The sequence below is a fragment of the Flavobacterium sp. C4GT6 genome (assembly GCF_036347315.1).
Classification (GTDB): domain Bacteria; phylum Bacteroidota; class Bacteroidia; order Flavobacteriales; family Flavobacteriaceae; genus Flavobacterium.
The window spans coordinates 335,885-360,895 of record NZ_JAZGZU010000002.1; the positions used below are offsets into that span (position 1 = coordinate 335,885).

The window sequence follows — 25,011 nt, forward strand, 5'->3', positions numbered from 1 at the left end:
GTACATTGTGTATCTTTGAGCTTTATTTTTACTCACTTTGCCATGAAAAAGATTAAAGAAGCAGAGCTGCGCAAAGACAGTTCGGTTAATAAAATTCAGTTTGATAAAGAATGGTTTTATGTGGTGCACGATATGGAAGACTATCTTAATGAAGATTTAACCGGAGTAGAAACTGTTACACTGCCTATTTCGATAGACGGAGTGAAGTTTAATATGAAATGTTCTACGCTTGAAGACATTGAACGTTTTAGGCAAAAAGAACCTCTTGAAGATTTTAAAACCAGTGTTTTCAGGAATAAAAGGTAGCTATTCCAAAATGTCGAGGAAGGTTAATCCGAAAATAACCCCATCACTCATTTGTTTGCCGTCATACGAACGGATATAGTCTATCCTCAAAAATCGAAAACGATCCCAACCCAAATTATCAAGACCTACCGTAAACTCCATATACGGTTTTTGGTTAGGTACACCAAGTACATGGTAGCCTGTAACCAAGTAATAGTTTAATTTATTAAACAACGGAACCTTATTGGCGAGATACCCCTTAAAGTTATATTCGGCATGGGCTTCAAAATACTTGTCGTTGGTGCTGTGAGTGTAGTAAGGCAGGAAGTTAAATACGTTTAAGTAACGTTCTGATTTACCTACATGGGTTTGATTGCCGTTAAAATGCCTGTAATCGGTAAAGGCTATGCTGTCACTATTAAAAAACTGACCTGTACGTATGCTTATTCCTAAATCACCAACATTACCTATAGTGGCATCATAGGTTATTTTTGCCGATAGGTGATCGAAATTGTAGTTGTCTACACTGGAAGCAAATCCCTTTTCATATTTTAAAAGTATCCTTGGATATTTGGTGCCCAGGTTTATTTTTTCGTGTGGTCTCAGCATGTATTTCTGCCCAAAGGTAAATCTGGTTGAAACAGATGTTTTTATCATGTTATGCTTCTCGAAAGCAGGGGTGTCATAAGCTTCCGGGGCAAGCGGATTATTTGATGTATAAGGCTTTTTGGCATTTTTAATGGTAGAGAAATTAGTATTATTGAATAACGAACGTTTACGGTTGTATTCTACCGATCCAAAAAACTCAATACCATTTACCAGTTCTTCCTCATAACTAAACTTAATGAAGTTTACATCATACAGTTTCATGTAATTATCCCTAAAAAATAAGGTGCTCACACTATTTACCATCCTGTTAATAGGATTTTCGGGATTAAACTGTTCTATGCTACTTCCTCCGCTTAGGGTTACTGTAGGGTTGCTTATATTATTAAACTTATGAATTATAAATGCATTTGCCCTAAAGCGTTTTTCTGCAAAACCATAATTTAGGTTGATGCCATAAGTAGTATAAGCTTTAGTCTCGGGATTTGTTTTGGTAAAAGTAAAAGTAGGAGCCAAGTGATAAGCCTGTACTGTGTTGAATCCTAACTTTCTGGCAAGTCCCGAAAATGTAATTTTCCAGTTCTTATCGGTATTGTAATAGGTATAGCCTATAGGTAGTGAAAAGAGCAGGAACTTATTTTTTTTACGGTCTTGTAGTTCAATATATTCCGGACTCTCCTTTAGTTTTTCAAGACTGTCTTTTTTTATGTAGTCTTCTTTTTCTTCCTGTGTTAACGGGATAGGTCTGGTTTTATTCCAGTAGCTATTGGGTTTGTTATTAGCATCCTTGTTAAAGTCCAGTACTTTATTGGTTAGCGGATTACTTTTGAAATCAGTATCAAAATTAATGTTGCTGTACACGGCACTAAATCTACCTGATAGGCCTACATCAAAAATCTCGGCATTAAAATCAATAATCTGTACGTTTTTAACCCATGTTTCTTTTTGACTGTCATAACCAAAATTTTGATTTATGGTAAGTATGTCAACCAGTGGTTGGTCTATAAGTAATCCTTTTATGCTAAGATTCACGGCATATAGTTCCCAGCTGTTGTTTACAATATATATGTAGCCATACATAGTAGGCTCACTATCTCTTTTTGGCGTTACCTTAATTTTATTAATTAAATGACCACTCTTGTCGTTAAAAGTATTTTCCAGTTCGTAGCTGTAGTAATTAATAGCATTACCTGCGATAGGAGAGATAACACTGGTTTCAAACGGTAGGTAGTTTTCATAAAAATCAAACTCGGCGGCATAGGCATTGTTATAGCTCATGCCGTTATCGTCTCCGCTTACTTTTGAGGCAGTAATAACTTCGTTAATTTTATAAGGGCGTTTGTAACGTATTTTAGAAACAGTTTCCGAAAGGTATAATACGCCGCTACGGGTAGAATCCAGCGTACCGCTAAAATTACCTACTTCCTGTCCTAGTATTTCTTTGGGTACATCATGTATTCTAATGATTCCTCGGGAATAGAAGTCGGCTTCATAAAAAGCTGTTTTTTGCCTATTAACTTCTTTGTGTTCAATAGTTTTTTTTATGATGGTATTAGCCTGATCTTCCCTGTTTTCAATTACCACTTCTTTAAGTAAGTATTCTTCGGTGTTAAGGCTGATATTGAGTTCAAACGGAAACTCATTTATTGATAGTGTTGTCTCTTTAGTCTGATAGCCAAGGGAACGGAATACAAATGTATAAGACCCTTTCTCGGTAATAGGTAAATAAAACTCACCATTTTCGTTTGATGAGGTACCATATTGACCGTTTTTAACCGTTATGCTGGCATAGGGAACTGCATCACCCGACTGTGAAGAAGTTAACCTGCCCCTTATTTGAGCATTAGTAAGTGAGCTATATAGCAGTAATATCAGTAGCAGGCATTTTTTCATAAATTAAGGTAGTAAGGACTGTAAAGCCAAGTCATAGCTTTTTAACCCAAAACCTATAATAACACCAGCCGCAACAGGAGATATGTAGGATTGATGCCTGAAAGTTTCCCTGGAAAATGTGTTTGAAATGTGTACCTCTATAGCAGGTGTGGTGACTGCTTTAATAGCATCACCTATACCTATGGAAGTATGGGTGTAAGCCCCGGCATTAATAACAATACCATCATAATCAAATCCGGTTTCCTGTATTTTAGAGATAATTTCCCCTTCAATATTACTTTGGAAATAGCTTAATTCCAGTTGAGGGAAGCGATGCTTTAGTGTTTCAAAATAATCGTCAAAACTCCTGCTGCCATATACATCAGGTTCGCGCTTTCCAAGCAGGTTAAGGTTAGGTCCGTTTATTATTATAACTTTCATTTCAGTCTTTTTGTAAAAGTAGATAATCGGCAGTAAGAATGCATACTGCGTAAGAAAAAATTTAACATTTAAAGGCATAAAAAAGCCGGATACAAAAATGCATCCGGCCCCGAATTATAATTACCTGATTTTAGAAATAATATCCTACTGATAATTGGAACACTCCGTTTTTAACATCAACGTCGCTGTTGTCGCTTACATTGGTTAAACCAATGTTGTAACGTGCCTGTGCAAATAGTCCCATAATAATTTTTAACTCCACACCACCTGATGCGGCAAGATCAAAACTTTTGGTTTCAAAAGCATCTTCAGCATCATTTACAAGGAAAGAGAACTGTGGTCCAGCCATAAGGCTTAATTTACCCGGTACAACATAAAACTTGGCAAGTACCGGTACCGAGATATAATCAAGGTTAATATCTTCGGCTACACCGCCAATACCTTCAGCTTCGTATTTTGCTTTACCTCCCTGAGAAGAGAAAAGCCCTTCTGCCTGTACAGAGAACATTGGTACAAGGTTAAGCTCTAAAGCTAAACCGGCGTGAAAGCTTGTTATACCATCGCTGTTAATATCACCCTGAAAGTTAGAAAAGTTAGCTCCGGCTTTTACACCAAGATCAATACCCTGAGCATTCATGGCAAAACTTCCGGCAAGTGCAGCAATTAAAAAAAGGAATTTTTTCATAGTACTATATTTAAGTTGGTTACTCCACATTATTGTGGCTTGTTTTCAAACAAATTTATATAATAACTTTTGAGAAAAGTAGTACTAAAGCCAACATTTATGACAGTTTTAGGTTAAAACTTTCTTAAATACTAATTATTTATTTTTCTGTTTTTAACTTTAAATTAACTGTTTTATTATTTATTATTTAAATAATGGGTTGAAATTAATGAAATAATATTAATTAGAAGTAATTTTCTTATTAAAAAAATTATATATTTGGCGCGTAACAATTAAAACTAACAAACCAATGAAAAAAAATTTATTATCAGTTGCAGCCATAATGGCTTTCGGTTTTGCTTCACAGGCACAGGATATTAAGTTTGGTGCTAAAGCAGGTTTAAATATTGCTGATTTTGGCGGAGACGCAGAGACTGATGGTTCAAGAACTGGTTTCCATGTAGGTGCAGTTGCTGAATTTAAACTTACAGAGCAGTTTTCTATCCAGCCAGAACTACTTTACTCTATGCAGGGTGCAAGTGTAAAAGAAGGGGATATGGATGAAGATTATAAATTGGATTATTTAAACGTGCCTATTATGGCTAAATATTATCTTTTTGAAGGGTTTAGTATACAGGCAGGTCCTCAGGTAGGTTTTCTTATGAGTGCTAAATATGGAGATACAGACATAAAAGACTCATTTAAAAGTATTGATTTTGCTCTTAACGGAGGTGTAGGTTATGAGCTTCCTTTAGGAGTTTTCTTCCAAGCAAGATATAGTGCCGGTTTAGCAGATATTAATGATTTTGATGTTGAAGGAGCAGAGGCTACTAAAATCAATAACAATGTTTTCTCACTTTCTGTAGGATATAAATTTTAATTAAGTTTAGAATACACATACCAAATCTTAATGACCTCCCTTTTTGGGAGGTTTTTGTTTTTATAAAAACAATATTTTTAAGTTATTAAATAGTTATTTTGTTTTAATTTATTGATTTTCAATACTGTTTTTTATCTAAAAAATCTTACATTTTATTGTTACTCTTTCTATAATTTTGATCTCGTAACAATTAAATTCAAAAAACGATGAAAAAAGTATTATTATCATTAGCAGCAGTTTTTGCTTTTGGTTTAGCTAACGCTCAGGAGACAGAGAACAATGGTTTTGCTAAAGGAGATGTTTTCCTTTCAGGTTCTGTAGGTTTCTCTTCAGAGTCTACAGGTGATGTTAAAACAAACGGATTTAACATTACTCCAAGTGCAGGTTATTTTGTTAGCGAAAACATTGCTGTAGGGCTTTCGTTAGGTTATACTTCTACTAAAGATGAAGCTCCTAATAGAGAAGACATAAAGTACAGCGAATTTGGAATAGGCGCTTTTGGTAGGTATTATTTTACACCTGCTAACAAATTCTCTTTATTTGGTCAGTTAGGTGTTGGTTACCAAAATGGTAAGTATGAGCAAGGTTCTACTGAAGTGAAATCAGATGGTTTTAACGTTGCAGTAGCACCGGGTATTAACTATTTTGTATCAGAGCATTTTGCGCTTGAGGCTACTTTTGGTATCCTTAGCTACTCAACTTCAAAACCTGATTTTGACGGAGCAGAATCTACAGACAATTTTGATTTTGGTGTGAATTTAGATAACATCAATTTCGGTATTGTTTACAAATTCTAATTGTTTTAGTTATGTAATAAAGAACGCCTCCTGTTAGTACGGGAGGCGTTCTTGTTTTAAATGTTGTGGGGAGTGGGGTTTAGAATTTATATCCTATACCAATTTGAAATACAGAGTTTTTAACGTCTCTGTTATTTACAATATCGGTAAAGCCCTGTGTGTATCTACCTGTAGCAAATAGTCCCATAGGGGTTTCAAAGGTTACACCTGCAGCTACACCAAAATCAAAGTCTTCAGCTTCATCAAGGTTAAGGTCTCCGTCATCTGCATTAGCGTTGGCATCAATTTCCTCATTTACTTTAAATCCGAATTGCGGGCCCGCCTCAATACTCAGTCCGTCTAAAATGTACACTTTAGCCAGTACCGGTACATTAATGTAGTCAAGTTGGTACTCTACCTTACCTTCACCACCAAAAATTTCACCGTCCAGATCACTCTCAAATCCCTGTCCGGAATAAAGGGCTTCAGCCTGTAGTGAGAACATTTCCGTTAATGGGAATTCTGCCAGTAAACCAACATGGAAACTGGTTCTTGAGTCGGGACTGTCAAAATCATCTCCGGTAATACTGGCAAAGTTAACACCACCTTTTATACCAAAACTAGGTGTAAGTGCATCGCTACTTTGCGCATTTGCCGTTGTAATTGCTCCAATCATTAAAATCCCTGCCGAAAATAATTTAATTAGTCTTTTCATCTTTTTCATGTTTTTTGTTTTGCATCTCAAAATTATATTATTAATCTTGGGCTAATTATCAAGGATTTCTTAATTCACATAACTTTAACCTGTATGAAAAGTTGGACTAAATTTATATCAGACTATAAATCGTACCTCAAAATAGAGCGTGGTTTATCTGTAAATTCGGTTGAGAATTATTCCTTAGACATTAATAGGCTAGTGAGGTATTTAGAGGGTACAGGACAGGACCTTTCGCCATTAAAAATTACCGAAGAAACCATACAGGATTTTATCTATAAAATGGCCGAAGAGCTTAACCCGAGATCGAGAGCAAGGCTTATTTCCGGACTCAAAAGTTTTTTTAATTATCTTGTTTTTGAAGATTACAGGAAAGACAGCCCTATGGAACTTATTGAGGTGCCTAAAGTAGGGAGAAAGCTGCCTGATACGCTTTCTACAGATGAAATTGATGACTTAATTGGAGCTATTGATTTAAGTAGTAATGAAGGGGAACGTAATAGGGCAATGCTTGAAACGCTTTACAGTTGCGGGCTAAGGGTTTCAGAATTGGTAGGTCTTAAAATTTCAGACTTGTTTTTTGATGAGGGTTTTATAAAAATTACGGGTAAGGGTAATAAGCAACGTTTTGTACCTATTGGTAATAGTACTCAAAAATACATTAACCTATATAGGGACAGTATGAGAAACAAACTGGAAGTTAAAAAAGGGCATGAAGATACTCTCTTTCTTAACAGACGTGGAAGCGGGTTAACCCGTGCTATGGTATTTACTATTATCAGGAGACTGGCCGAAGTTATTGGGCTAAACAAAACCATAAGCCCCCATACCTTTAGGCATTCGTTTGCTACACATCTTTTAGAAAACGGTGCAGACCTGCGTTCAATACAGCTTATGATGGGGCATGAATCCATCACTACAACTGAAGTTTACATGCATTTGGACAGGAAATTCCTGAATAAAATTTTAAATACTTACCATCCAAGAAAATAAAAAATTGCATAACTCTTAAAATTTCACTAAGTTTCATTCGGATTAATTGTGCTTGCTTTCGTAGGGTAACGTACAGTTTTCAGAAAAGATATATGACTGTTTCCCAACATAGCCAAAAAATAGACGGCCTTTATAAAAAACTACTAAATCAACTACCTGATATGATTTTCTACATATCATGGGATGAGGTGAATGGTTATACGGTACTTTTTTTAAGTGAAGCGGTTAACGATGTTTTTGAATATACCGTTGACGAACTGATGGCAAATCCCCGGATGTTTTATGATGACAGAATACTGGAACAAGACAGAGATGTGTTTATAGAAGGACTGGACTATTCACGTAGAAACCTGGTAAACTGGAATAAGGAATTCAGGATTCTGTTGCCCAAAAGGGGCTTACGTTGGGTAAGGCTTAATGCAAAGCCTGAGAAACAGGAGGACGGTAGTATTCACTTTTACGGAAGAATAGGTGATGTCACCGAGCAGAAAGAGCAGGAACACCAGTTACAGGTTTCAGAAGAACGTTATAAATTTGCACTTAAGGCAGCGTCTGAAGGGATTTGGGACTGGGACATGCAAACCAATATGGTATATTTTTCGGCTCAGTCCATGAAAATTATAGGCAAGGAAGAAAAAGAAGCTATCATACCTTTAAGGGATTGGCAGGAACGTATGCATGTTGAAGATATAAGAGAACATGCTCTGGCTAAAGAAAAACACCTTATTGGTGAAACGCCTTCGTTTGAAAATATTTACCGTATAAAAACAGATGAAGGTAAATACAAATGGGTATTAAGCCGAGGTAGGGTAGTACAGTTTGATAATGAAGGAAGTCCAATACGGTCTATAGGAACCCATAAAGATATCACCCAACTCAAAGAAAAAGAGATAGAACTTGGAAATACTATTGATATTGTAGGTGAACAAAACAACAGACTTGTTAACTTTGCACATATAGTGTCTCATAATCTTAGGTCGCATGCCGGTAATCTTAAAATGCTTATAGATGTGTTTAAGAATGCCGATCAGGAAGAAAGGGAGGAAATGCTTGAACACCTTGAGGCAATTTCAAACGGACTTTATGTTACCATAGGGCACTTAAAAGAACTTGTAGAAATACAATTTGAGGTAAAAAACGTAAAGGAAAGATTAAACCTGCGTCATTACCTAAAGAACATTTTGAACATATTACATAACGAAATAAAAAAACATGGTGTAAATGTTGAGGTTAATATCCCACTGGATGTAATGGTAACATATAATCCGGCGTATCTCGAAAGTATATTGCTTAATTTTACCACAAATGCCATAAAATATTCGAGTCCCGAAAGGTCTCCTATTATTATGTATGACTTTGAGATAAAAGACGGTAAAAAAGTACTTTCCATTACCGATAACGGTTTGGGTATTGATCTTAAAAAACACAAAAATTCTTTATTTGGTATGTATAAAACATTTCATAAAAACCAAAACTCTAGGGGTATTGGACTGTTTATTACAAAAAACCAGATAGAAGCCATGGGCGGAAGCGTAGAGGTTTACAGTGAAGTGAATAAAGGAACTACGTTTAAAATTTATTTTAAAGATGAAGATTAGGAGTTTATATGTTATAGATGACGATAAAATTTATCATTTTTTGCTCAAGAACCTTCTTAAGCAGAATAAGATTGATGTTAAGTCTTCTTTTTTTCAAAACGGACAGGACGCCATAGATTTTATGAGCTCCCGTACCGATGTTAACGATTTACCTGATTTAATATTACTGGACGTTAATATGCCTATTATGAACGGATGGCAGTTTTTGGAAGAATATATTAAGGTTAAAGATAACTTTGACAAGTTACCAACAGCCATTTATATGATAAGTTCATCCAATAATGAGGTCGATATTAATAAGGCAAGGGAATTTACAGGGGTCGTTAAAGACTATTTTTTAAAACCAATTTGTAGGGAAGACTTAGATAAAATCTTTATTTAAGCCATAAATCAATTTTGTTTATTACAACTATAAGAAAAAACAATAATCAAAAGTATTGCTATAATTTATAATCGTCATACTTTTGCTTAACACTGTTAAGTAATTTAAAAGCTTTAAAAATGGGGAGCAAAGAACGCATATTGAGACAGAAGGAGGAGACCCGTGCTAATATACTTACAGCTGCCAGAGAGATTGTGAAAGATGAAGGGTGGCAGGGGCTAAGTATGCGAAAAATTGCTGACAAAATTGAGTATACTGCGCCCATTATTTATGAGTACTTTGCAAATAAAGAAGCTATACTGCAGGAGTTAACCTGTAAGGGCTTTACTATATTGATTAAGGATTTAGAGGCTGCTAAAGCAGATTCAGATGAGCCTGCGAGTCAGTTAGAAGGCATGTGGTTGGCCTACTGGAATTTTGCTCTTAAGAACAAAGAAATGTATCAGCTGATGTATGGGGTAGAGATGACCTGTTGTGCCCAGCGAACTAGCGAGTCAGATACGCCTTATCAGTTAATAAGTGGTTGTATTGCAAAACTGATGAAGGTTGAAAAACCTGATCCTCATGTTATAAAGCAAAAATATTTTACTTTTTTCTCTGTTATTCATGGATTAATATCCATTAATATTGTGGGTAATGGACTTTCAGATGACATTAATAAGCAAATTCTTAAAGATGCCATTACTGGTATAATACGTTATATAGAAGAGGAGTAATCCTTTTTTTTGACCAGTAACTTAACACTGTTAAATAGTTTAAAACCGTAAAAACAATAAGCCTTACACTTTTTTTAATCATTTACTTAACACCATTAAATAATTTAACTAATGTAGACAAACAGTAATCATTCGTTCAATCATCAATTTTTTTATCTAACAATTTAACACCATTAAATAATTTAATGCTATTATGAAAAGAATTTCATTACTCTTAGTTCTTGCAGCAGCTTTATTTTTATACGGCTGCTCAGGCAAAACTGCCACGGCTCCTGCAGCACAGGAGATTGCGGTACCTGTTTTAGCTGTAAGCAAAGGACAAGCCACTACATATCAGGAATATCCGGTAAAAGTTGAAGGGCGCGTAAATGTTGAGATACGTCCGCAGGTAGATGGATACCTGGAGAAACTTTATGTAGATGAAGGCGCTTTTGTTAAGGCCGGACAGCCTATTTTTAAAATAGACGACCACCGTTATAGGGAACAGCTTAATAGTGCTGTGGGTAACTTAAACGCTGCTGATGCTGCCCTTTTAAATGCACAGCTTGAGGTAGAGAAGCTTACACCTCTTGTAAACGAAAAAGTAGTTTCTGACTATCAGTTAAAAACAGCCAAAGCTTCGCTTAAAATGGCTGAGGCTAATAAAAAACAGGCCGAAGCGGCAGTAGCATCAGCACAAATAAACTTAGGTTATACGCTTATTACTGCTCCGGTAGACGGTTATATTACCAGATTACCCAAAAAACAGGGGAGTCTTGTTTCGGCAGCCGATCCACAACCGTTAACAACCCTGTCTGATATTGCTGTGGTTCACGCTTATTTTTCACTTGGAGAATCAGAGTTCCTGAGCTTTAGAAACAGGTATGAAGGGAATACCCTTAATGAGAAGATTAAAAACCTTCCTCCAGTATCATTGGTTTTAGCTAATAATACGGTTTATGAAACACAGGGTAAAATTGACATGGTAGACGGTCAGTTTGACAACACAACAGGTGCTATCACGTTAAGAGCCAGTTTCGCAAATGCAAAAGGTTTACTTCGCTCGGGTAATACGGGTAGGATACGTTTAGGTATGGATCATAGTGATGTTATACTTATACCACAAGCTACTACTGTTGAGGTACAGGACAGAATATTTGTGTTCACTGTAGACAAAGACAACAAAGTGGCTAAAAAACCTATTACGATATTAGGTAAAAGCGGTACCTATTACTTGGTAAGTGAGGGACTTCAGTCTGGCGACAGAATTGTGTATAAAGGCTTTGAAAACCTTCAGGAGGGTGCCGTTGTGACTCCGCAAAAAGCAGAAACCGAAGTAGCTTCTAAATAATTTATAACCAACAATTTAATTTTAGAACATAATGTTTAAAAAATTTATAGACCGGCCGGTTTTGGCTACGGTCATATCCATCCTATTGGTAATTGTAGGGGTATTGGGACTCTTTAAATTACCATTACAGCAATTTCCTGACATTGCGCCACCGGCGGTTCAGGTTACGGCGCTGTACCCAGGGGCAAATGCCGAAACGGTACTTCGTTCGGTTGCTCCGTCACTGGAAGAGTCTATTAATGGTGTGGAGAATATGATTTACATGAGCTCTACAGCCAGTAACGATGGTTCACTTGTAATTACAGTATACTTTAAACTGGGTACAGACCCCGATCAGGCTGCTGTAAACGTACAAAACAGGGTGGCTCAGGCTACCAGCCAGTTACCTGCCGAGGTTATACAGGCAGGGGTTACCACAGCCAAGCAGCAAAATAGCCTTATTATGGTGGCTGCACTATACTCTGAAGACGAAAAAACATACGACCAGACCTTTCTTACCAACTATGCCCAAATTAATATTATCCCTGAGATAAAAAGGATACCGGGTGTAGGTCAGGCAGCAATTTTTGGTGGTAATAAAGATTATTCGATGAGGGTATGGCTTAATCCGTCCCAAATGACATCTTATAACATTACTCCACAGGAGGTAATGGCTGCAATTCAGGATAAAAATCTTGAGGCCGCTCCGGGTAAATTTGGTGAAAACAGTGCCGAATCGTTTGAATATGTTATTAAATACAAAGGAAAGCTTAACAAGCCGGAAGATTATCAGAATATAATAATTCGTACTAATCCTGACGGGTCCATACTTCGATTAAAAGATGTGGCTAAGGTAGAGTTCGGGTCTTATACCTATGGTAACTTTACAAGGATTAACGGTAAGCCGGGTACTAACATTATGGTTATCCAGTTGCCGGGGTCTAATGCTAATGATATTCAGATAGCGATTAATGACCTTTTGGTTAAAGCCGAAAAAAGCTTCCCTAAAGGTATAAAAAGGGTAGGTATTTATAATACCAAAGTAATGCTTGATGCTTCTATAGCTCAGGTAAAATCTACCCTTATTGAAGCGTTCTTACTGGTGTTTATAGTGGTGTACATTTTCCTTCAGGATTTCAGGTCTACATTAATTCCGGCAATTGCCGTACCGGTAGCAATTATGGGTACCTTCTTCTTTATGAACCTGTTTGGGTTCTCCATAAATTTGCTAACGTTGTTTGCACTGGTTCTGGCGATTGGTATTGTGGTGGATGACGCCATTGTGGTCGTCGAGGCTGTACACTCTAAGATGGAAAATGGTATGGACCCTAAAAGGGCGACCACATCTGCCATGAGTGAAATTACAGGTGCTATTATTTCGATTACACTGGTAATGTCGGCAGTGTTCCTTCCGGTTGGTTTTATGGAAGGCTCTACCGGGGTATTCTACAGGCAGTTTGCATTTACATTGGCTATCGCAATTGTGATTTCGGCGGTTAATGCACTAACACTTAGCCCGGCACTGGCGGCACTTTTCCTAAAGGATAACCACAGTCATCATCAAAACGGACAGGAGAAAACCAGCTTTAAGCAACGCTTCTTTACCGGATTTAATAATGGTTTTGAAAAAGTGACAAATCGTTACTTAGGCAGTTTACGTTTTCTTGTGCGTCACAAATGGTTAAGCCTTGGCGGACTTGGAGTTGTGATACTGGCTACCGTATGGATGGTGAATACTACACCTTCAGGATTTATCCCGTCAGAAGATCAGGGATTTATAGCGGTATCGGTATCCATGCCGGCAGGTACATCCCTGGAACGTACAGTTAAAACACTTGAAGAGTCAGAGAGCATAATCCGTACTGTGGAAGCCAACAGGGAAATCGACGGCCTTTCGGGCTTTAATATGCTTACGCAGTCATCAAGCCCATCGTTTGGTGTGCTGTTTCTTAACCTTAAGCCTTTAAAAGAAAGGGGAGCGGTTAGTGATATTAATGATATTATGAATGAGGTAAGAGGGAAACTTTCTGCTATAAAAGGGGCTAACTTCTTTGTGTTTACTTTCCCAACCGTACCGGGATTCAGTAATATTGACGGACTTGATTTCGTGCTTCAGGATCGTAGCGGAGGCAAACTGGATAAGTTTAGCCAAGTAGGTAACCAGTTTATTGGTGAGCTTATGAAGCGTCCTGAAATTGCTGTAGCCTTTACACCATTTAGGGCCGATTATCCGCAATATGAAATGGAAGTGGATGATGTTAAGGCCGAACAGCTTGGTGTAAGTGTTAAGGACTTACTGCAAACCGTACAGGCTTATTATGGTAGTGCGCAAGTGTCTGACTTTAACCGATTTGGTAAATACTACCGTGTAATGGTTCAGGCAGATAAGGATAGCCGTGCTACAGCACAGTCACTTGATGCCGTGTTTGTGAAAAATAAAAACGGCGAAATGGTTCCGGTTAATACACTTGTAAAACTGGAAAGGGTTTATGGCCCTGAAAATGCTTCAAGATATAACCTGTTTAACTCTATTGGTGTAAATGCCATACCTGCACCGGGCGTAAGTTCGGGTGATGCCATTAAAGCTGTGGAAGAAGTAGCTGCACAATACCTGCCACAGGGATATTCATACGAGTTCTCGGGTATGACAAGAGAGGAAATTATATCAGGAGGACAGTCAACAGTAATATTCCTACTGAGTTTACTGTTCATTTACTTCCTGCTTGCAGCACAGTATGAAAGTTACATCCTTCCGTTAGCGGTTATACTTTCTATTCCTACAGGTATATTCGGAGTATTTGCAGCGATAGGTCTTACAGGGATTTCAAATAACATTTATGTACAGGTAGCACTGGTAATGCTTATAGGTCTTTTGGCTAAAAATGCCATCCTTATTGTTGAGTTTGCCGTACAGCGAAGAAGGGCAGGGAAATCATTACTGTCGGCTTCAATAGAGGCGGCTAAACTAAGGTTAAGGCCTATTATCATGACCTCATTTGCATTTATTGTAGGGCTTATACCTATGATGTTTGCCGTAGGACCATCTGCACAGGGTAACCACTCTATCAGTATTGGTGCTGCCGGAGGTATGCTTTCGGGAGTAATACTGGGTCTGTTTATCATTCCTGTTCTCTTTATAGTGTTCCAGTACCTACAGGAAAAAATATCAGGTAAACCACACCTTAAACCGGTTAAACATGAGCATCCGGCAACAGCCGAGCTTGAACTGATGAATTAAATTTTTAAGGCTCTCCGAAAGGAGAGCCGTTCTAATCGATAACAATGAAAAATTTAAATATATATATAGTATTCACGGCCTTTTTGGTACTTACGGGGTGTAAGGTTTCTAAAGATGTGGAGGTGCAGCCCGAGTTGCCCGAAGCTTACAGGAACGCTGTTGTAACTGCAGATACCTTAACGATTGCCGATGTTGAATGGAAAACATTTTTCCCGGATGCTGCACTACAGGATCTAATAGGTGAAGCTATATCTGGGAATTATGATTTACAGATTGCCATTAAAAATATTGAAGCCTCACATCAGATGCTAAAACAGGCCAAATGGGGTAATGTACCTCAGGCTAACCTGTATGTGAATGCCAATACCACAATTCCGTCTGAAAACAGTTTAAACGGGCTTAGTGCCAAAAACTTTTTGGGTACCAGTCATGTTGAAGATTATAACGCAGGGATAAACCTTTCGTGGGAGGCAGACATCTGGAGAAAAATTAATAGCAGGAAAAAAGAAGCACTGGCGCAATACCTGAAAACTGAAGAAGCTAAAAAAGCGGTGCAAACCGAACTGGTTACAGGTGTAGCAAAAGGTTATTATAACCTGCTAATGCTGGATGCGCAGTTAAGTGTTGCTAAAAAGAATCTTGAATTAAGTGAGAATACGTTACGTATGGTTAGCATGCAGTTTGATGCGGGTCAGGTAACATCACTTGCTGTAGAGCAGGCCAATGCACAAAAACTGACTGCTGCCAGAATTGTGCCTATGCTTGAAAAACAGATAGCTATTCAGGAAAATGCATTGAGTATACTTACAGGCGAACTTCCGGGAGAGATAGCTAGAATAACTTCTTTAGACCTGGAGCCTGTTTATGAAAATATAAGTACGGGACTTCCTGCTGCTATTGTAAGCAGAAGGCCTGATGTGAGAATGTTTGAGTACGATCTTGCAGCTGCCAATGCAAGGGTAGGAGTAACCAAAGCCCAAATGTATCCGGCTATTAATATAACAGCTACAGGCGGATTAAACTCATTCAAATCTGATAATTGGTTTAATATGCCGTCGTCACTGTTCGGTATGGTAGCGGGTGGATTAGTCCAGCCATTACTTAACAGCAGAAGGCTGAGGACTGAATATGAAGTAGCAAAAATAGAACGCGAAAAAGCAGTTCTGTCCTTTAGGCAGGGTGTACTTGTTGCAGTGGGCGAAGTTTCTGATGCGTTGGTACAGATTGAAAAGCTTAAAGATGAACAGGATTTTGCACAACAACGTGTGGAAAGCCTGCAAAAAGCAACTACGAATGCTGATAAACTATTTAATAGAGGGATGGCTACTTATTTAGAAGTGATTACCGCACAAAGTAATGTGCTTCAAAGTGAGCTTGATCTTGCAACCCTGAAGAGAGACCAGCTTAATGCAGTGACCGATTTGTACCGTGCACTGGGAGGCGGCTGGAAATGATGGTGTTTATTGTTTGTTTTATTTAAAAAAGAAAAAGCTGCCGAAAGGCAGCTTTTTTGTTGTTTATTTATATGGTTCGGGTAAATTATTTAGCGATGTTAACCGCTCTTGTTTCACGGATAACCGTAATTTTTACCTGACCCGGGTAAGTCATTTCTGTTTGGATTTTGTGTGAAATCTCAAAAGATAGGTTAGCAGCCATTTCATCGCTTACTTTTTCACTTTCTACAATTACGCGAAGCTCTCTACCTGCCTGTATAGCGTAAGCACTCTTGACACCACCAAATCCATAAGCGATATCCTCAAGGTCTTTAAGACGCTGAATGTATGAGTCAAGAACCTGTCTTCTTGCACCCGGTCTTGCACCAGAGATTGCATCACAAACCTGTACGATAGGTGAAAGTAACGATTTCATTTCGATTTCGTCGTGGTGAGCACCAATAGCGTTGCAAACCTCTTCTTTCTCACCATACTTCTCTGCCCACTGCATACCAAGTAATGCGTGCGGAAGATCACTTTCTGTATCCGGTACTTTACCTATATCGTGAAGTAAACCTGCTCTTTTTGCAAGCTTAACGTTAAGGCCAAGTTCTGCAGCCATAAGACCACAAAGTTTTGCCACCTCACGCGAGTGTTGTAATAAGTTTTGTCCGTAAGAAGAACGATACTTCATTCTACCAACAATTTTGATAAGCTCTGGGTGTAACCCGTGAATACCAAGATCGATAACAGTACGTTTACCTACTTCAATAATTTCGTCTTCAATCTGTTTAGCTGTTTTAGACACAACCTCTTCAATACGTGCAGGGTGAATCCTACCGTCTGTAACCAGTTTATGTAGTGCTAAACGAGCAACTTCCCTTCTAACAGGGTCAAAGCATGAAAGGATGATAGCCTCTGGCGTATCGTCTACAATAATTTCAACCCCGGTAGCAGCTTCAAGCGCACGGATATTTCTACCCTCACGACCAATGATTCTACCTTTCACATCGTCAGACTCAATGTTGAATACAGATACACAGTTTTCCACTGCCTCTTCGGTACCTACACGCTGAATAGTGTTGATGATAATCTTTTTAGCTTCCTGATGTGCTGTAAGTTTAGCCTCCTCAATAGTGTCCTGAATGTGGGACATAGCAGTAGTTTTGGCTTCAGCTTTTAGGCTTTCCACAAGTTGGTTTTTAGCTTCCTCAGCAGATAGGCCTGAGATCACCTCAAGTTGCTCTACCTGGCTTTTATGTAGCTTATCTATTTCCTGTTGTTTCTTGTCTAGGAAATCTATACGGTTGTCGTAATCTGTAACCTTTTTGTCAAGTTCGTCATTAAGCTTTTTGTTTTTAGCAAGCTCGTTTGAAACCTGAGATTCTTTATCACGTGTTCTTTTTTCTGCCTCGGCAATTTTTTTGTCTTTGCCAAGTATTACCTGTTCATGTTCAGCTTTAAGCTCAAGGAATTTTTCCTTAGCCTGAAGTAATTTATCCTTTTTAATGGCTTCGGCATCTGTCTTGGCATCCTTCAATATCGATGCCGCCTCCTTCTTCGCATTCTTGATTAGGGTAGATACGTTTTTCTTCTCAAGAATCTTTGCGATCCCGAATCCGATCCCTAACCCGGCGAAACTGCCAATAATTATAAATAGTGTCGAGTCCATAGTTTGTTTTTATGTAAGATATATATATAAAAAAAGCCTACATCAGGAAGATTGTATAAACTCGTAAATGACAAGTTTTGAGCTAACTCGCTGTTCAAGGATCTGCTCGGGGCAGCTTGCTTTAGTAACGATGATTCACCCATTTTAATTTGTTAGTGTTGAGTTTATCAAATATGTGCTAATGTAGGCAGTATTTTTGACGTATTTTTAAGAACGTATTTTATTTATCATCGAGAAATTTTCCCAATTTTTCATCCATTAACTGGAGTTTTTCAAAAGCATCTTTGACATCGGTAAACTTGTCTATCTGCTTTTGTTCTATTTGTGCGGCAAATTGTAATGCGCACATTGCCAGTACATCCTGCTTATCTCTCACGGCATAACTCTCTTCAAACTGCTTGATCATGGCATCAATTTTTTTAGAGGCGCTTCTCAGTCCCTCTTCCTGCGATGGTGTAACTGTTAACGGGTACACCCTATCGGCAATTGATATCTTTATTTTAAGTTTATCATCCATTTCATGCTAGTCAGAAAGTTGAGCTATGCAATAATCAATCTCGCGGATCAATGAATTTATTTTGAGTTTTGTTTCTCGTTTGTTATCGTCACTGCCCAGTAATGAATTAGCTGTTTTTAAGGTCTCAATGTGTTTTTCCAATGAGGCAATCTGTTCAGCCTGACTGTGGATTACCGAAGCCGATTGGGCTATTTTGTCCCTTAACTCCTGATTTTGCTGCTCAAGCGCTGCCTGTTTTTGGATCAGCTTATTTAGCTTATTTTCAAGAGAATCAACTATTTCGGATAGTCCGTTCATTACAGTCAATTTTCATTACATTATTCTACAAAGTTAATATTACTTTAATTAGAAACAATAGTTTGTTATAAAAAATGTTGAATTGTGTTAAGATTATATGTAATAATTTGCTATGTAAACAGTTATAACAAACACGGGGCGTTAGGCTTTTTTTAAGACGCTTTTTTTATATTTTAGCCTTATGAGAATTTTCTTTTTACTACTACTTTCAACTACAGCGCTGTTTGCCCAGGAAAATTATCCGGAAAATTATTTCCGTTCCCCAATGGATTTACCGTTGCACCCTTCGGGGACTTTTGGAGAGTTAAGGCGTAACCACTTTCATGCCGGTATAGATTACCGTACAGAACAAAGGGAAGGGTTGCCTGTTTATGCCGCTGCCGATGGTTATGTATCGCGCATAAAAGTATCCAGTTACGGATATGGTACGGCTTTGTATATAGATCATCCCAACGGATATACCACGCTTTACGGGCATCTTAGTAAATATGCTCCTGAAATTGAAGCGTATGTTAGAGAAAAGCAGTATGAAAAGAAAAGCTTTGATATAGAACTATTCCCTAAGCCGGGTGAGCTACCTGTTACAAAAGGTGAGCTGGTTGCTCTTTCGGGTAACACGGGCGGATCGGGTGGACCTCACCTGCATTTTGAGTACAGGGATACCAAAACAGAGGAAATCATAAATCCGTTATTTTTCGGTCTGAATAAAATAATGAAGGATGGGCAAAAGCCTACGGTTTATGGTGTTATGGCTTATGCTTTAGGAGATAAGGCAGTGGTGAACGAATCGGAAAAGCCTGTTGCACTAAATCTTAAACTTTTAAAGGACGGGACTTATCTGGCAGATAAAATTTATGCACGTGGTGCGATGGGGTTCTCTATAAATGCTACCGATAAAAGTACGGGGAGCCTGGGTAATAACGGAGTGTTTAAAATAGAAACCTTTATAAACGGTAACCGTGAGTTTAAGGTTGTTTTCGATCAGTTTGCTTTTGATGAGAGCAGGTATATTAATAATTTTATAGATTATCAAAAGTACAACGCTACTAAGCAACGCTACCAGAAATTGTTTATCAATACACCTTATACACTTGGAGTGATTAGAGATAATGCTACTAATGGTAAAATTGACATTAAGGAAGATGAAACAATAAACTACCGCATAGAGGTTTCTGATTTTCACGGAAACAAACGTATAGTAAACGGAAGTATAGAGTATAGCGACAAACCGGCTACTATAACCCAACCTAAAAAAGTTACGCCTTATTTTGTTAAGGCTGCAAATGATAACAGTTATACGAAAGATGGTGTTTCGGTATTTATACCGGCACATGCATTGTATGAAGATTTTTACATGGATTTTGATGTGAAAGATTCCATTTTGTACCTGCATGATGATTCGGTGCCTGTGCATGGCAATATAATAGTTTCGTTTGACGTTAGCCATTTGTCTCCGGAGGTACTGCAAAAAACATTTATAGCAGGGGTAGATGGAAAAAGACTGTTGTATAATAACAGTTACATGGAGAATGGCAGGCTTACGGCTAAGGTAAGGTACCTGGGGCAGTTTAAACTGGCGCAGGATGATACGGCTCCTAAAATTTACAGTGCAAGCTTTGCCGAAGGGAAATGGTTAAGCAACAAGGATAGGTTTAGCCTTAAGATTAGTGATGACCTTGCAGGTATTGCTACATTTGATGCATGGCTAAACGGTAAGTGGATATTAATGCATTATGATTACAAGACCCGAATAATATTTCATAATTTTAGCGACGGAATTGTAGACGAAGGGCGTAACGATTTGAAAGTTACGGTTACAGATAATGTAGGAAATTCTACTACCTTTGAAACGCATTTTTTCAGAACACAAAAAACAACATCTGTTGAAAAAGATAAATAAGTTATTTACACTGATGCTTTTTATGCTCAGTGCTGTGGCTTTTGCCCAACAAAAGCCTATACTATACGGAATTCTCTTAGACGAAAACAGGCAGCCTATTGAAGGAGTTAATGTTTACTATGCCGATATTGAAGGTACGGTAAGAACAGTATCTGATGCTAACGGTGTTTATAAAATTTCAATTCCGATTGACAGGGAAGTTGTTGTTTGGTTTGAACATACCAGCTTTAAGCTATCATCGCTTGATTTGGAAATGTCAGAAAATGATACTGCCGAAATGAATTTTATACTGCTTACAGGACATACTGAACTGGATAATGTAGTTATTGATAAAAACACTGAAGAAGACAGGATTGAGGGGATTATAAAAGTATCTCCGGCAACCATCCGAAAATTACCTTCGGCTTCAGGAGGAGTTGAGGAGTTTATCAAAATTGTGAGTGGTAATTCCAATAACGAGCTTAGTACGCAATATGCTGTAAGGGGTGGTAACTACGACGAAAACCTGGTATATGTGGAGGATATAGAGATATACCGTCCGTTCCTAATCCGTTCAGGACAGCAGGAAGGATTGAGTTTTACAAACTCCAGTATGGTGGAAGACCTGAGTTTTTCGGCTGGTGGCTTTCAGGCAAAATATGGTGATAAATTATCTTCGGTGCTGGATATCTCTTACAGAAGACCGGAAGAATTCGGTGCTCAGCTTGAGGCCAGTTTCCTTGGCGGTAGCCTTACATTAGAAAGTGCTTCCAAAAATAAAAAATGGAGTGGTATTATAGGCGGACGTTACAGGGATAACAGCCTTTTAGTTAACAGTCAGCAAACAGAGACAAACTATAAGCCAACTTTTGCTGATGTACAGACTATGGTAAACTTTAAACCTAATGAAAAATGGGAGATAAGTTTTCTTGGTAATATTTCTGAAAATAAATACCATTATCAGCCACTATACAGGCAAACTAACTTTGGTACTATTGATGAGCCTATTGCACTTCAGATTTTTTATGACGGACAGGAAAAAGATGAATACAAAACTTACTTTGGAGCAATAAAGTCAACTTACAAAGTATCTGACGATTTTACGCTTAAGGTTATAGGTTCTCTTTACCATACACAGGAGCAGGAACATTTTGATATTTTGGCTCAGTATGCCCTTGGTGAGGTAGATACCAATATTGGATCGGAAACTTTTGGTGATGTGCGTTTTGCCAGGGCTGTAGGTTCTCAGTTAAACCACGCCCGTAATAATCTTGATGCACTAATTGCTAACCTTGAGGTAAAAGGGTATCACAATATTAAAAAGAACAAAATAGAATGGGGTGTTAAATATACCCGAGAAGATATACGCGACCGTTTGTTAGAATGGGAAGTTATCGATTCGGCAGGATTCTCACTTAATCCACCGGTAATAGACCTGCCCGTAAACGATCAGCCATATAATCCATATACAGGTCCACTTGTGCCTTATAACAGTGTGAGGGCGCTAAACTTTACTCAAATCAACAGGATTTCGGGTTATGCACAGTGGAGCAGAAGAGCTAAAATAGGAGAAAGTGAAATATGGATGAATGCCGGTGTAAGGGCACATCAGTGGCAGGTTACCCAAAGAGATGGCGAAGACGGCGATAGCCAGATAGTAATTAGTCCGCGTGCACAATTTACTTTAAAACCAAACTGGGAAATGGATATGCTTTTCCGTGTTTCAGGAGGTTTTTATTATCAGCCGCCGTTTTACAGGGAGCTTAGAGGGAGTGATGGTGCTGTAAACCCTGATGTGAAAGCACAGCGTTCCATACATTTTGTGGTAGGCAACGATTATAGTTTTAAAACGGATAAGGGTAAGAAGTTCAAATTGGTATCTGAAGCGTATTATAAAAAACTTGACGATGTAAATACGTATACTATTGAAAACGTAAGGATTCGTTATCGTGCAAATAATGATGCTGTGGCTTATGCTTACGGACTCGATATGAGGCTTAACGGTGAACTTGTACCGGGAACTGAATCATGGTTAAGTTTTGGTTATATGAGAACCGAGGAGAATATTAACGATAGGGGGTATATTGCCCGTCCTACAGATCAGCGCCTTAAATTTGGTATTCTTTTTCAGGATTATGTACCTACAATCCCGAATCTTAAAATGTATCTTAACCTTGTTTATAATACAGGATTGCCGGGTGGTTCGCCATCGTATGCTGATTCTTATGTGTATCAGTCACGACTTAACGATTACCGCCGTGCAGATGCAGGTTTTGCTTATGTGTTTACAGATGGTAGTGAGAAGTTTGAAGACGGACACTGGCTATCGGTGTTTCAGGAGTTGTCATTAGGTCTTGAAATATTTAACCTTTTTAATAACCAAAATGCCATTACCAATACATGGGTAAGGGATGTGTATACAAAAAGCCAGTATGGTATCCCTAATTATTTAACATCTCGTGTATTTAGCATTAAGCTTACTGCGAGAATTTAATTTTTTGAAACATTTTCTTTATTTTTGATAGAGTATTCAATACTGGGTACCTAATATGTTGTGACGAATGAAAAAAGCTGTAACTGTTATATTGGCTCTTTCAACTCTTATTGCGGCTTATAGCTGTAAACAGGAAGAAGAGAAGCCAAAAGTGAAATACATGGAACCTGCAGAGGTGAAAAAGCCGGAAAAGAAAGATTCTTCCCAAATTAAGGTTGCCGATTTGCCGGTTCATATGGAAGGGACAAAATACCTTATACATCCGGTGGGAGATATGCGTATTTATGATAAGAGTGCCTACAAAACCTATGGCAGCAGGATGAATGATAACGTGAGTTATGCTATTTCCAACTACAACCGTTTTGAGCTTACAGGTTATTTTGAAAACCTGAAGTTTCAGCATATAGATTCTACAGCACTAAATCCACTAACCGATAAGCAGGTACAGATACAAACAGCAACCTATCTTAACACCATTGCCGAAAGGACCAAAAAACAATTACTGGTTTACACGTTGGTTGATAGTGATACCAATCAGGATGGCAAGATTGATGCAAACGATATCAGGTCACTATATATTAGTGATATAAGCGGAGCCAACTTTACAAAGCTCTCAAAAGATATGGAGGAGCTTATTGACTGGAATATTGTTGAGGTTCAAAACAGAATATACTTCCGTACTATTGAGGATATCAATAAAAACGGCGCTTTTGATAAAAACGATATGGTACATTACCAGTTTTGTAACCTGATTGCAAACGAGTGGGTAGTAGAATCATACGAGCCTGTAAACTAAATAAGGATATCGCTTTCCAGGTCAGATTTTTCGACTTGGAAATTAAAGCCTAATTGTTCCATTAGCTGGAAAACAAGGTTTTTATACCAGTTTTCTGATTTTGGGTGGATGTATATTTTTTCAATAAGCTTATTGATATCGATATTGATTTTTACCCCTTCATTAATATTAAGATTGTGTTTTGCTAGGTTTGATATTATCCTTACCTCTTTTTCATACTGAAAGCTTTTTCTTTTAAAAAGAAAAGGGAAAAAGTTATTATCAAACGGAATATGCTCCTTTTTGTAGTCGATGTATTTTACTTCTCCAATGTGCTGTTCATAACGCCCTTCGGGGATTAGGGCTTCCTGTAATCTTTTTACAGTAGACTGTATGGCTAAGCCTTCACTGTTTTGGGTGAAAATTTGCCACATAGCATACGATTCATATTCGTTAATATGCCAACTGCTTATCACTACATTTTTGCGGTGGCTTTTGTAGTAATCCATAAATTCCGGATTGTTTTCAGATATCTTTTTAAGCTCCTCGTAAGTAGGTTCGCTAAACGTACCCTCATACTGGTCTTCAAACTTATCTGATCGCGACATAAACAACTGTTTGCATAGCAATAAATCCAGAAACTTAGAAAGATCAAGGTATTTCCATACAATGGTATCTGTTTCCGGTAGTGTTATCTGTTCGTTAGAAACATACATAGGGGAAGTATTATTTGAACTTAAAGTTACGAATGTTTCTGTTACACTGATTAAAATACTGTTATTAGTTTTTTAACCTTTCAGGAAAATAGGTTTTAGTTCCTTAAAGTGTGATATGGCATAAGTTGCCGAGTCCAGCGGATGCCAGTCGAACTTATTGTATAAAACTGTATCTATGCCAAGATCTTTTGCGGCCTGTATCTCAGAGTTTGGATCATCACCAACCACAAGTACTTCTTCCGGTTTATAGTTATAACGCTTTAAAATATCGGCAAAAACCTCTTTTTTACTAGTAAGTACCGGGTTAACTACATGGATTTCCTTAAAGTCATTTTCTATACCCATTTTGGTGATTTTTGCCCTTTGCATTTTTTGAAAACCTGTAGTAACTAAAAATCGTTCGGCATCAATGGTTTTGATTTCGGGGTAATCATCAAAAGGAACTATAGGTTCGTCATAACCTAAATTCTCCTGTAGGTTTATAGCCTGGGTGGTAAGTTTTTCACTAAGTCCGAATTCTTTTGCTACGAGCCTGAAAGGAGTACGCATGGTTTCCTTTTTTATAGCTTCTATATCCTCATTATGTTCTCCTGTTTCGATAATAAGATCAAAAAGAGGACCGAATAGTTTTTCTCCTATAGCATGAACAGGGTATAGGGTGTTGTCAAGATCGTAAATTATAGCTTTTTTTGGCATAGTAATTTTTATGTAAAATTATCTCATAATAAGAAGAGCTGCAATAGTGCAGCTCTT

General features: G+C 37.9%; 22 protein-coding genes and 1 other RNA gene. 13 read left to right on the top strand and 10 right to left on the bottom strand.

Annotated features, from left to right (window positions below; translation table 11 throughout):
* Positions 1-42: 42 nt before the first annotated feature.
* Positions 43-306, top strand: a complete 264-nt coding sequence (locus V3Z67_RS03915; RefSeq protein ID WP_330442064.1) for a hypothetical protein — start codon at positions 43-45, stop codon at positions 304-306.
* On the opposite strand, the gene V3Z67_RS03920 is transcribed toward V3Z67_RS03915, so the two are convergent.
* From V3Z67_RS03920 to V3Z67_RS03930, 3 genes are all read right to left on the bottom strand, one after another.
* On the bottom strand, positions 307-2,784 hold the full coding sequence (locus V3Z67_RS03920; RefSeq protein ID WP_330442065.1) for a DUF5686 and carboxypeptidase regulatory-like domain-containing protein: 2,478 nt from the start codon (positions 2,782-2,784) through the stop codon (positions 307-309).
* A 3-nt stretch (positions 2,785-2,787) separates the two neighbouring features.
* A complete protein-coding gene (gene aroQ / locus V3Z67_RS03925; protein ID WP_330442066.1) occupies positions 2,788-3,204 on the bottom strand; it encodes a type II 3-dehydroquinate dehydratase in 417 nt (138 codons plus the stop codon).
* 130 nt (positions 3,205-3,334) lie between these two features.
* Positions 3,335-3,889, bottom strand: a complete 555-nt coding sequence (locus V3Z67_RS03930) for a porin family protein (RefSeq protein WP_330442067.1) — start codon at positions 3,887-3,889, stop codon at positions 3,335-3,337.
* Positions 3,890-4,178: 289 nt separating this feature from the next.
* On the opposite strand from V3Z67_RS03930, the gene V3Z67_RS03935 reads away from it, so the two are divergent.
* Both V3Z67_RS03935 and V3Z67_RS03940 read left to right on the top strand, forming a co-directional pair.
* On the top strand, positions 4,179-4,748 hold the full coding sequence (locus tag V3Z67_RS03935) for a porin family protein (protein ID WP_330442068.1): 570 nt from the start codon (positions 4,179-4,181) through the stop codon (positions 4,746-4,748).
* 206 nt (positions 4,749-4,954) lie between these two features.
* Positions 4,955-5,545, top strand: coding sequence for a porin family protein (locus V3Z67_RS03940; protein ID WP_330442069.1), 591 nt, complete (start codon positions 4,955-4,957; stop codon positions 5,543-5,545).
* Between the two features lie 79 nt (positions 5,546-5,624).
* Here V3Z67_RS03940 and V3Z67_RS03945 read toward each other — a convergent pair whose 3' ends face one another.
* The gene (locus V3Z67_RS03945) at positions 5,625-6,239 is read right to left on the bottom strand and encodes a porin family protein (RefSeq protein ID WP_330442070.1); all 615 of its coding nucleotides are present in this window, start codon (positions 6,237-6,239) and stop codon (positions 5,625-5,627) included.
* Between the two features lie 93 nt (positions 6,240-6,332).
* Here V3Z67_RS03945 and xerD point away from each other — a divergent pair, with 93 nt between their 5' ends.
* The 7 genes from xerD to V3Z67_RS03980 all read left to right on the top strand — a co-directional run bounded on the left by xerD (position 6,333) and on the right by V3Z67_RS03980 (position 15,929).
* Positions 6,333-7,232, top strand: a complete 900-nt coding sequence (gene xerD, locus V3Z67_RS03950) for a site-specific tyrosine recombinase XerD (protein WP_330442071.1) — start codon at positions 6,333-6,335, stop codon at positions 7,230-7,232.
* Between the two features lie 161 nt (positions 7,233-7,393).
* A complete protein-coding gene (locus tag V3Z67_RS03955; RefSeq protein ID WP_330442072.1) occupies positions 7,394-8,830 on the top strand; it encodes a sensor histidine kinase in 1,437 nt (478 codons plus the stop codon).
* On the top strand, positions 8,820-9,212 hold the full coding sequence (locus tag V3Z67_RS03960; RefSeq protein ID WP_330442073.1) for a response regulator: 393 nt from the start codon (positions 8,820-8,822) through the stop codon (positions 9,210-9,212). Before V3Z67_RS03955 ends, V3Z67_RS03960 begins: the two co-directional genes overlap by 11 nt.
* 119 nt (positions 9,213-9,331) lie before the next feature.
* Positions 9,332-9,928 (top strand): TetR/AcrR family transcriptional regulator, encoded by a 597-nt coding sequence (locus V3Z67_RS03965; protein WP_330442074.1) that lies wholly within the window; start codon positions 9,332-9,334, stop codon positions 9,926-9,928.
* Positions 9,929-10,121: 193 nt separating this feature from the next.
* On the top strand, positions 10,122-11,258 hold the full coding sequence (locus V3Z67_RS03970) for an efflux RND transporter periplasmic adaptor subunit (protein ID WP_330442075.1): 1,137 nt from the start codon (positions 10,122-10,124) through the stop codon (positions 11,256-11,258).
* A gap of 31 nt (positions 11,259-11,289) precedes the next feature.
* Positions 11,290-14,475: an efflux RND transporter permease subunit gene (locus V3Z67_RS03975; RefSeq protein ID WP_330442076.1), complete on the top strand. Its 3,186-nt coding sequence runs from the start codon at positions 11,290-11,292 to the stop codon at positions 14,473-14,475.
* A gap of 44 nt (positions 14,476-14,519) precedes the next feature.
* Complete coding sequence (locus tag V3Z67_RS03980; RefSeq protein WP_330442077.1) at positions 14,520-15,929, top strand: TolC family protein; 1,410 nt, start codon at positions 14,520-14,522, stop codon at positions 15,927-15,929.
* A gap of 85 nt (positions 15,930-16,014) precedes the next feature.
* Here the strand turns inward: V3Z67_RS03980 and rny are convergent, their stop codons facing one another.
* From rny to V3Z67_RS04000, 4 genes are all read right to left on the bottom strand, one after another.
* Positions 16,015-17,580 (bottom strand): ribonuclease Y, encoded by a 1,566-nt coding sequence (rny, locus tag V3Z67_RS03985; RefSeq protein WP_330442078.1) that lies wholly within the window; start codon positions 17,578-17,580, stop codon positions 16,015-16,017.
* A 57-nt stretch (positions 17,581-17,637) separates the two neighbouring features.
* Positions 17,638-17,744, bottom strand: a non-coding RNA gene (gene ssrS, locus V3Z67_RS03990) — 6S RNA.
* Between the two features lie 56 nt (positions 17,745-17,800).
* The gene (locus tag V3Z67_RS03995; RefSeq protein WP_157482164.1) at positions 17,801-18,097 is read right to left on the bottom strand and encodes a cell division protein ZapA; all 297 of its coding nucleotides are present in this window, start codon (positions 18,095-18,097) and stop codon (positions 17,801-17,803) included.
* 6 nt (positions 18,098-18,103) lie between these two features.
* Positions 18,104-18,394 (bottom strand): hypothetical protein, encoded by a 291-nt coding sequence (locus V3Z67_RS04000; RefSeq protein WP_330442079.1) that lies wholly within the window; start codon positions 18,392-18,394, stop codon positions 18,104-18,106.
* 181 nt (positions 18,395-18,575) lie between these two features.
* On the opposite strand from V3Z67_RS04000, the gene V3Z67_RS04005 reads away from it, so the two are divergent.
* The 3 genes from V3Z67_RS04005 (at position 18,576) to V3Z67_RS04015 (ending at position 23,563) form a co-directional block, all read left to right on the top strand.
* Positions 18,576-20,294 carry a M23 family metallopeptidase gene (locus V3Z67_RS04005; protein WP_330442080.1) on the top strand — a complete coding sequence of 573 codons (1,719 nt, stop codon included), beginning with the start codon at positions 18,576-18,578 and terminating at the stop codon, positions 20,292-20,294.
* A gap of 13 nt (positions 20,295-20,307) precedes the next feature.
* Positions 20,308-22,767 (top strand): carboxypeptidase-like regulatory domain-containing protein, encoded by a 2,460-nt coding sequence (locus V3Z67_RS04010; protein WP_330442161.1) that lies wholly within the window; start codon positions 20,308-20,310, stop codon positions 22,765-22,767.
* 67 nt (positions 22,768-22,834) lie between these two features.
* Positions 22,835-23,563, top strand: coding sequence for a hypothetical protein (locus V3Z67_RS04015; RefSeq protein ID WP_330442081.1), 729 nt, complete (start codon positions 22,835-22,837; stop codon positions 23,561-23,563).
* On the opposite strand, the gene V3Z67_RS04020 is transcribed toward V3Z67_RS04015, so the two are convergent.
* Both V3Z67_RS04020 and V3Z67_RS04025 read right to left on the bottom strand, forming a co-directional pair.
* A complete protein-coding gene (locus V3Z67_RS04020; RefSeq protein ID WP_330442082.1) occupies positions 23,560-24,258 on the bottom strand; it encodes a DUF2971 domain-containing protein in 699 nt (232 codons plus the stop codon). The genes V3Z67_RS04015 and V3Z67_RS04020 overlap by 4 nt on opposite strands.
* A 72-nt stretch (positions 24,259-24,330) precedes the next feature.
* A complete protein-coding gene (locus V3Z67_RS04025; protein ID WP_330442083.1) occupies positions 24,331-24,954 on the bottom strand; it encodes an HAD family hydrolase in 624 nt (207 codons plus the stop codon).
* Positions 24,955-25,011 lie beyond the last annotated feature (57 nt).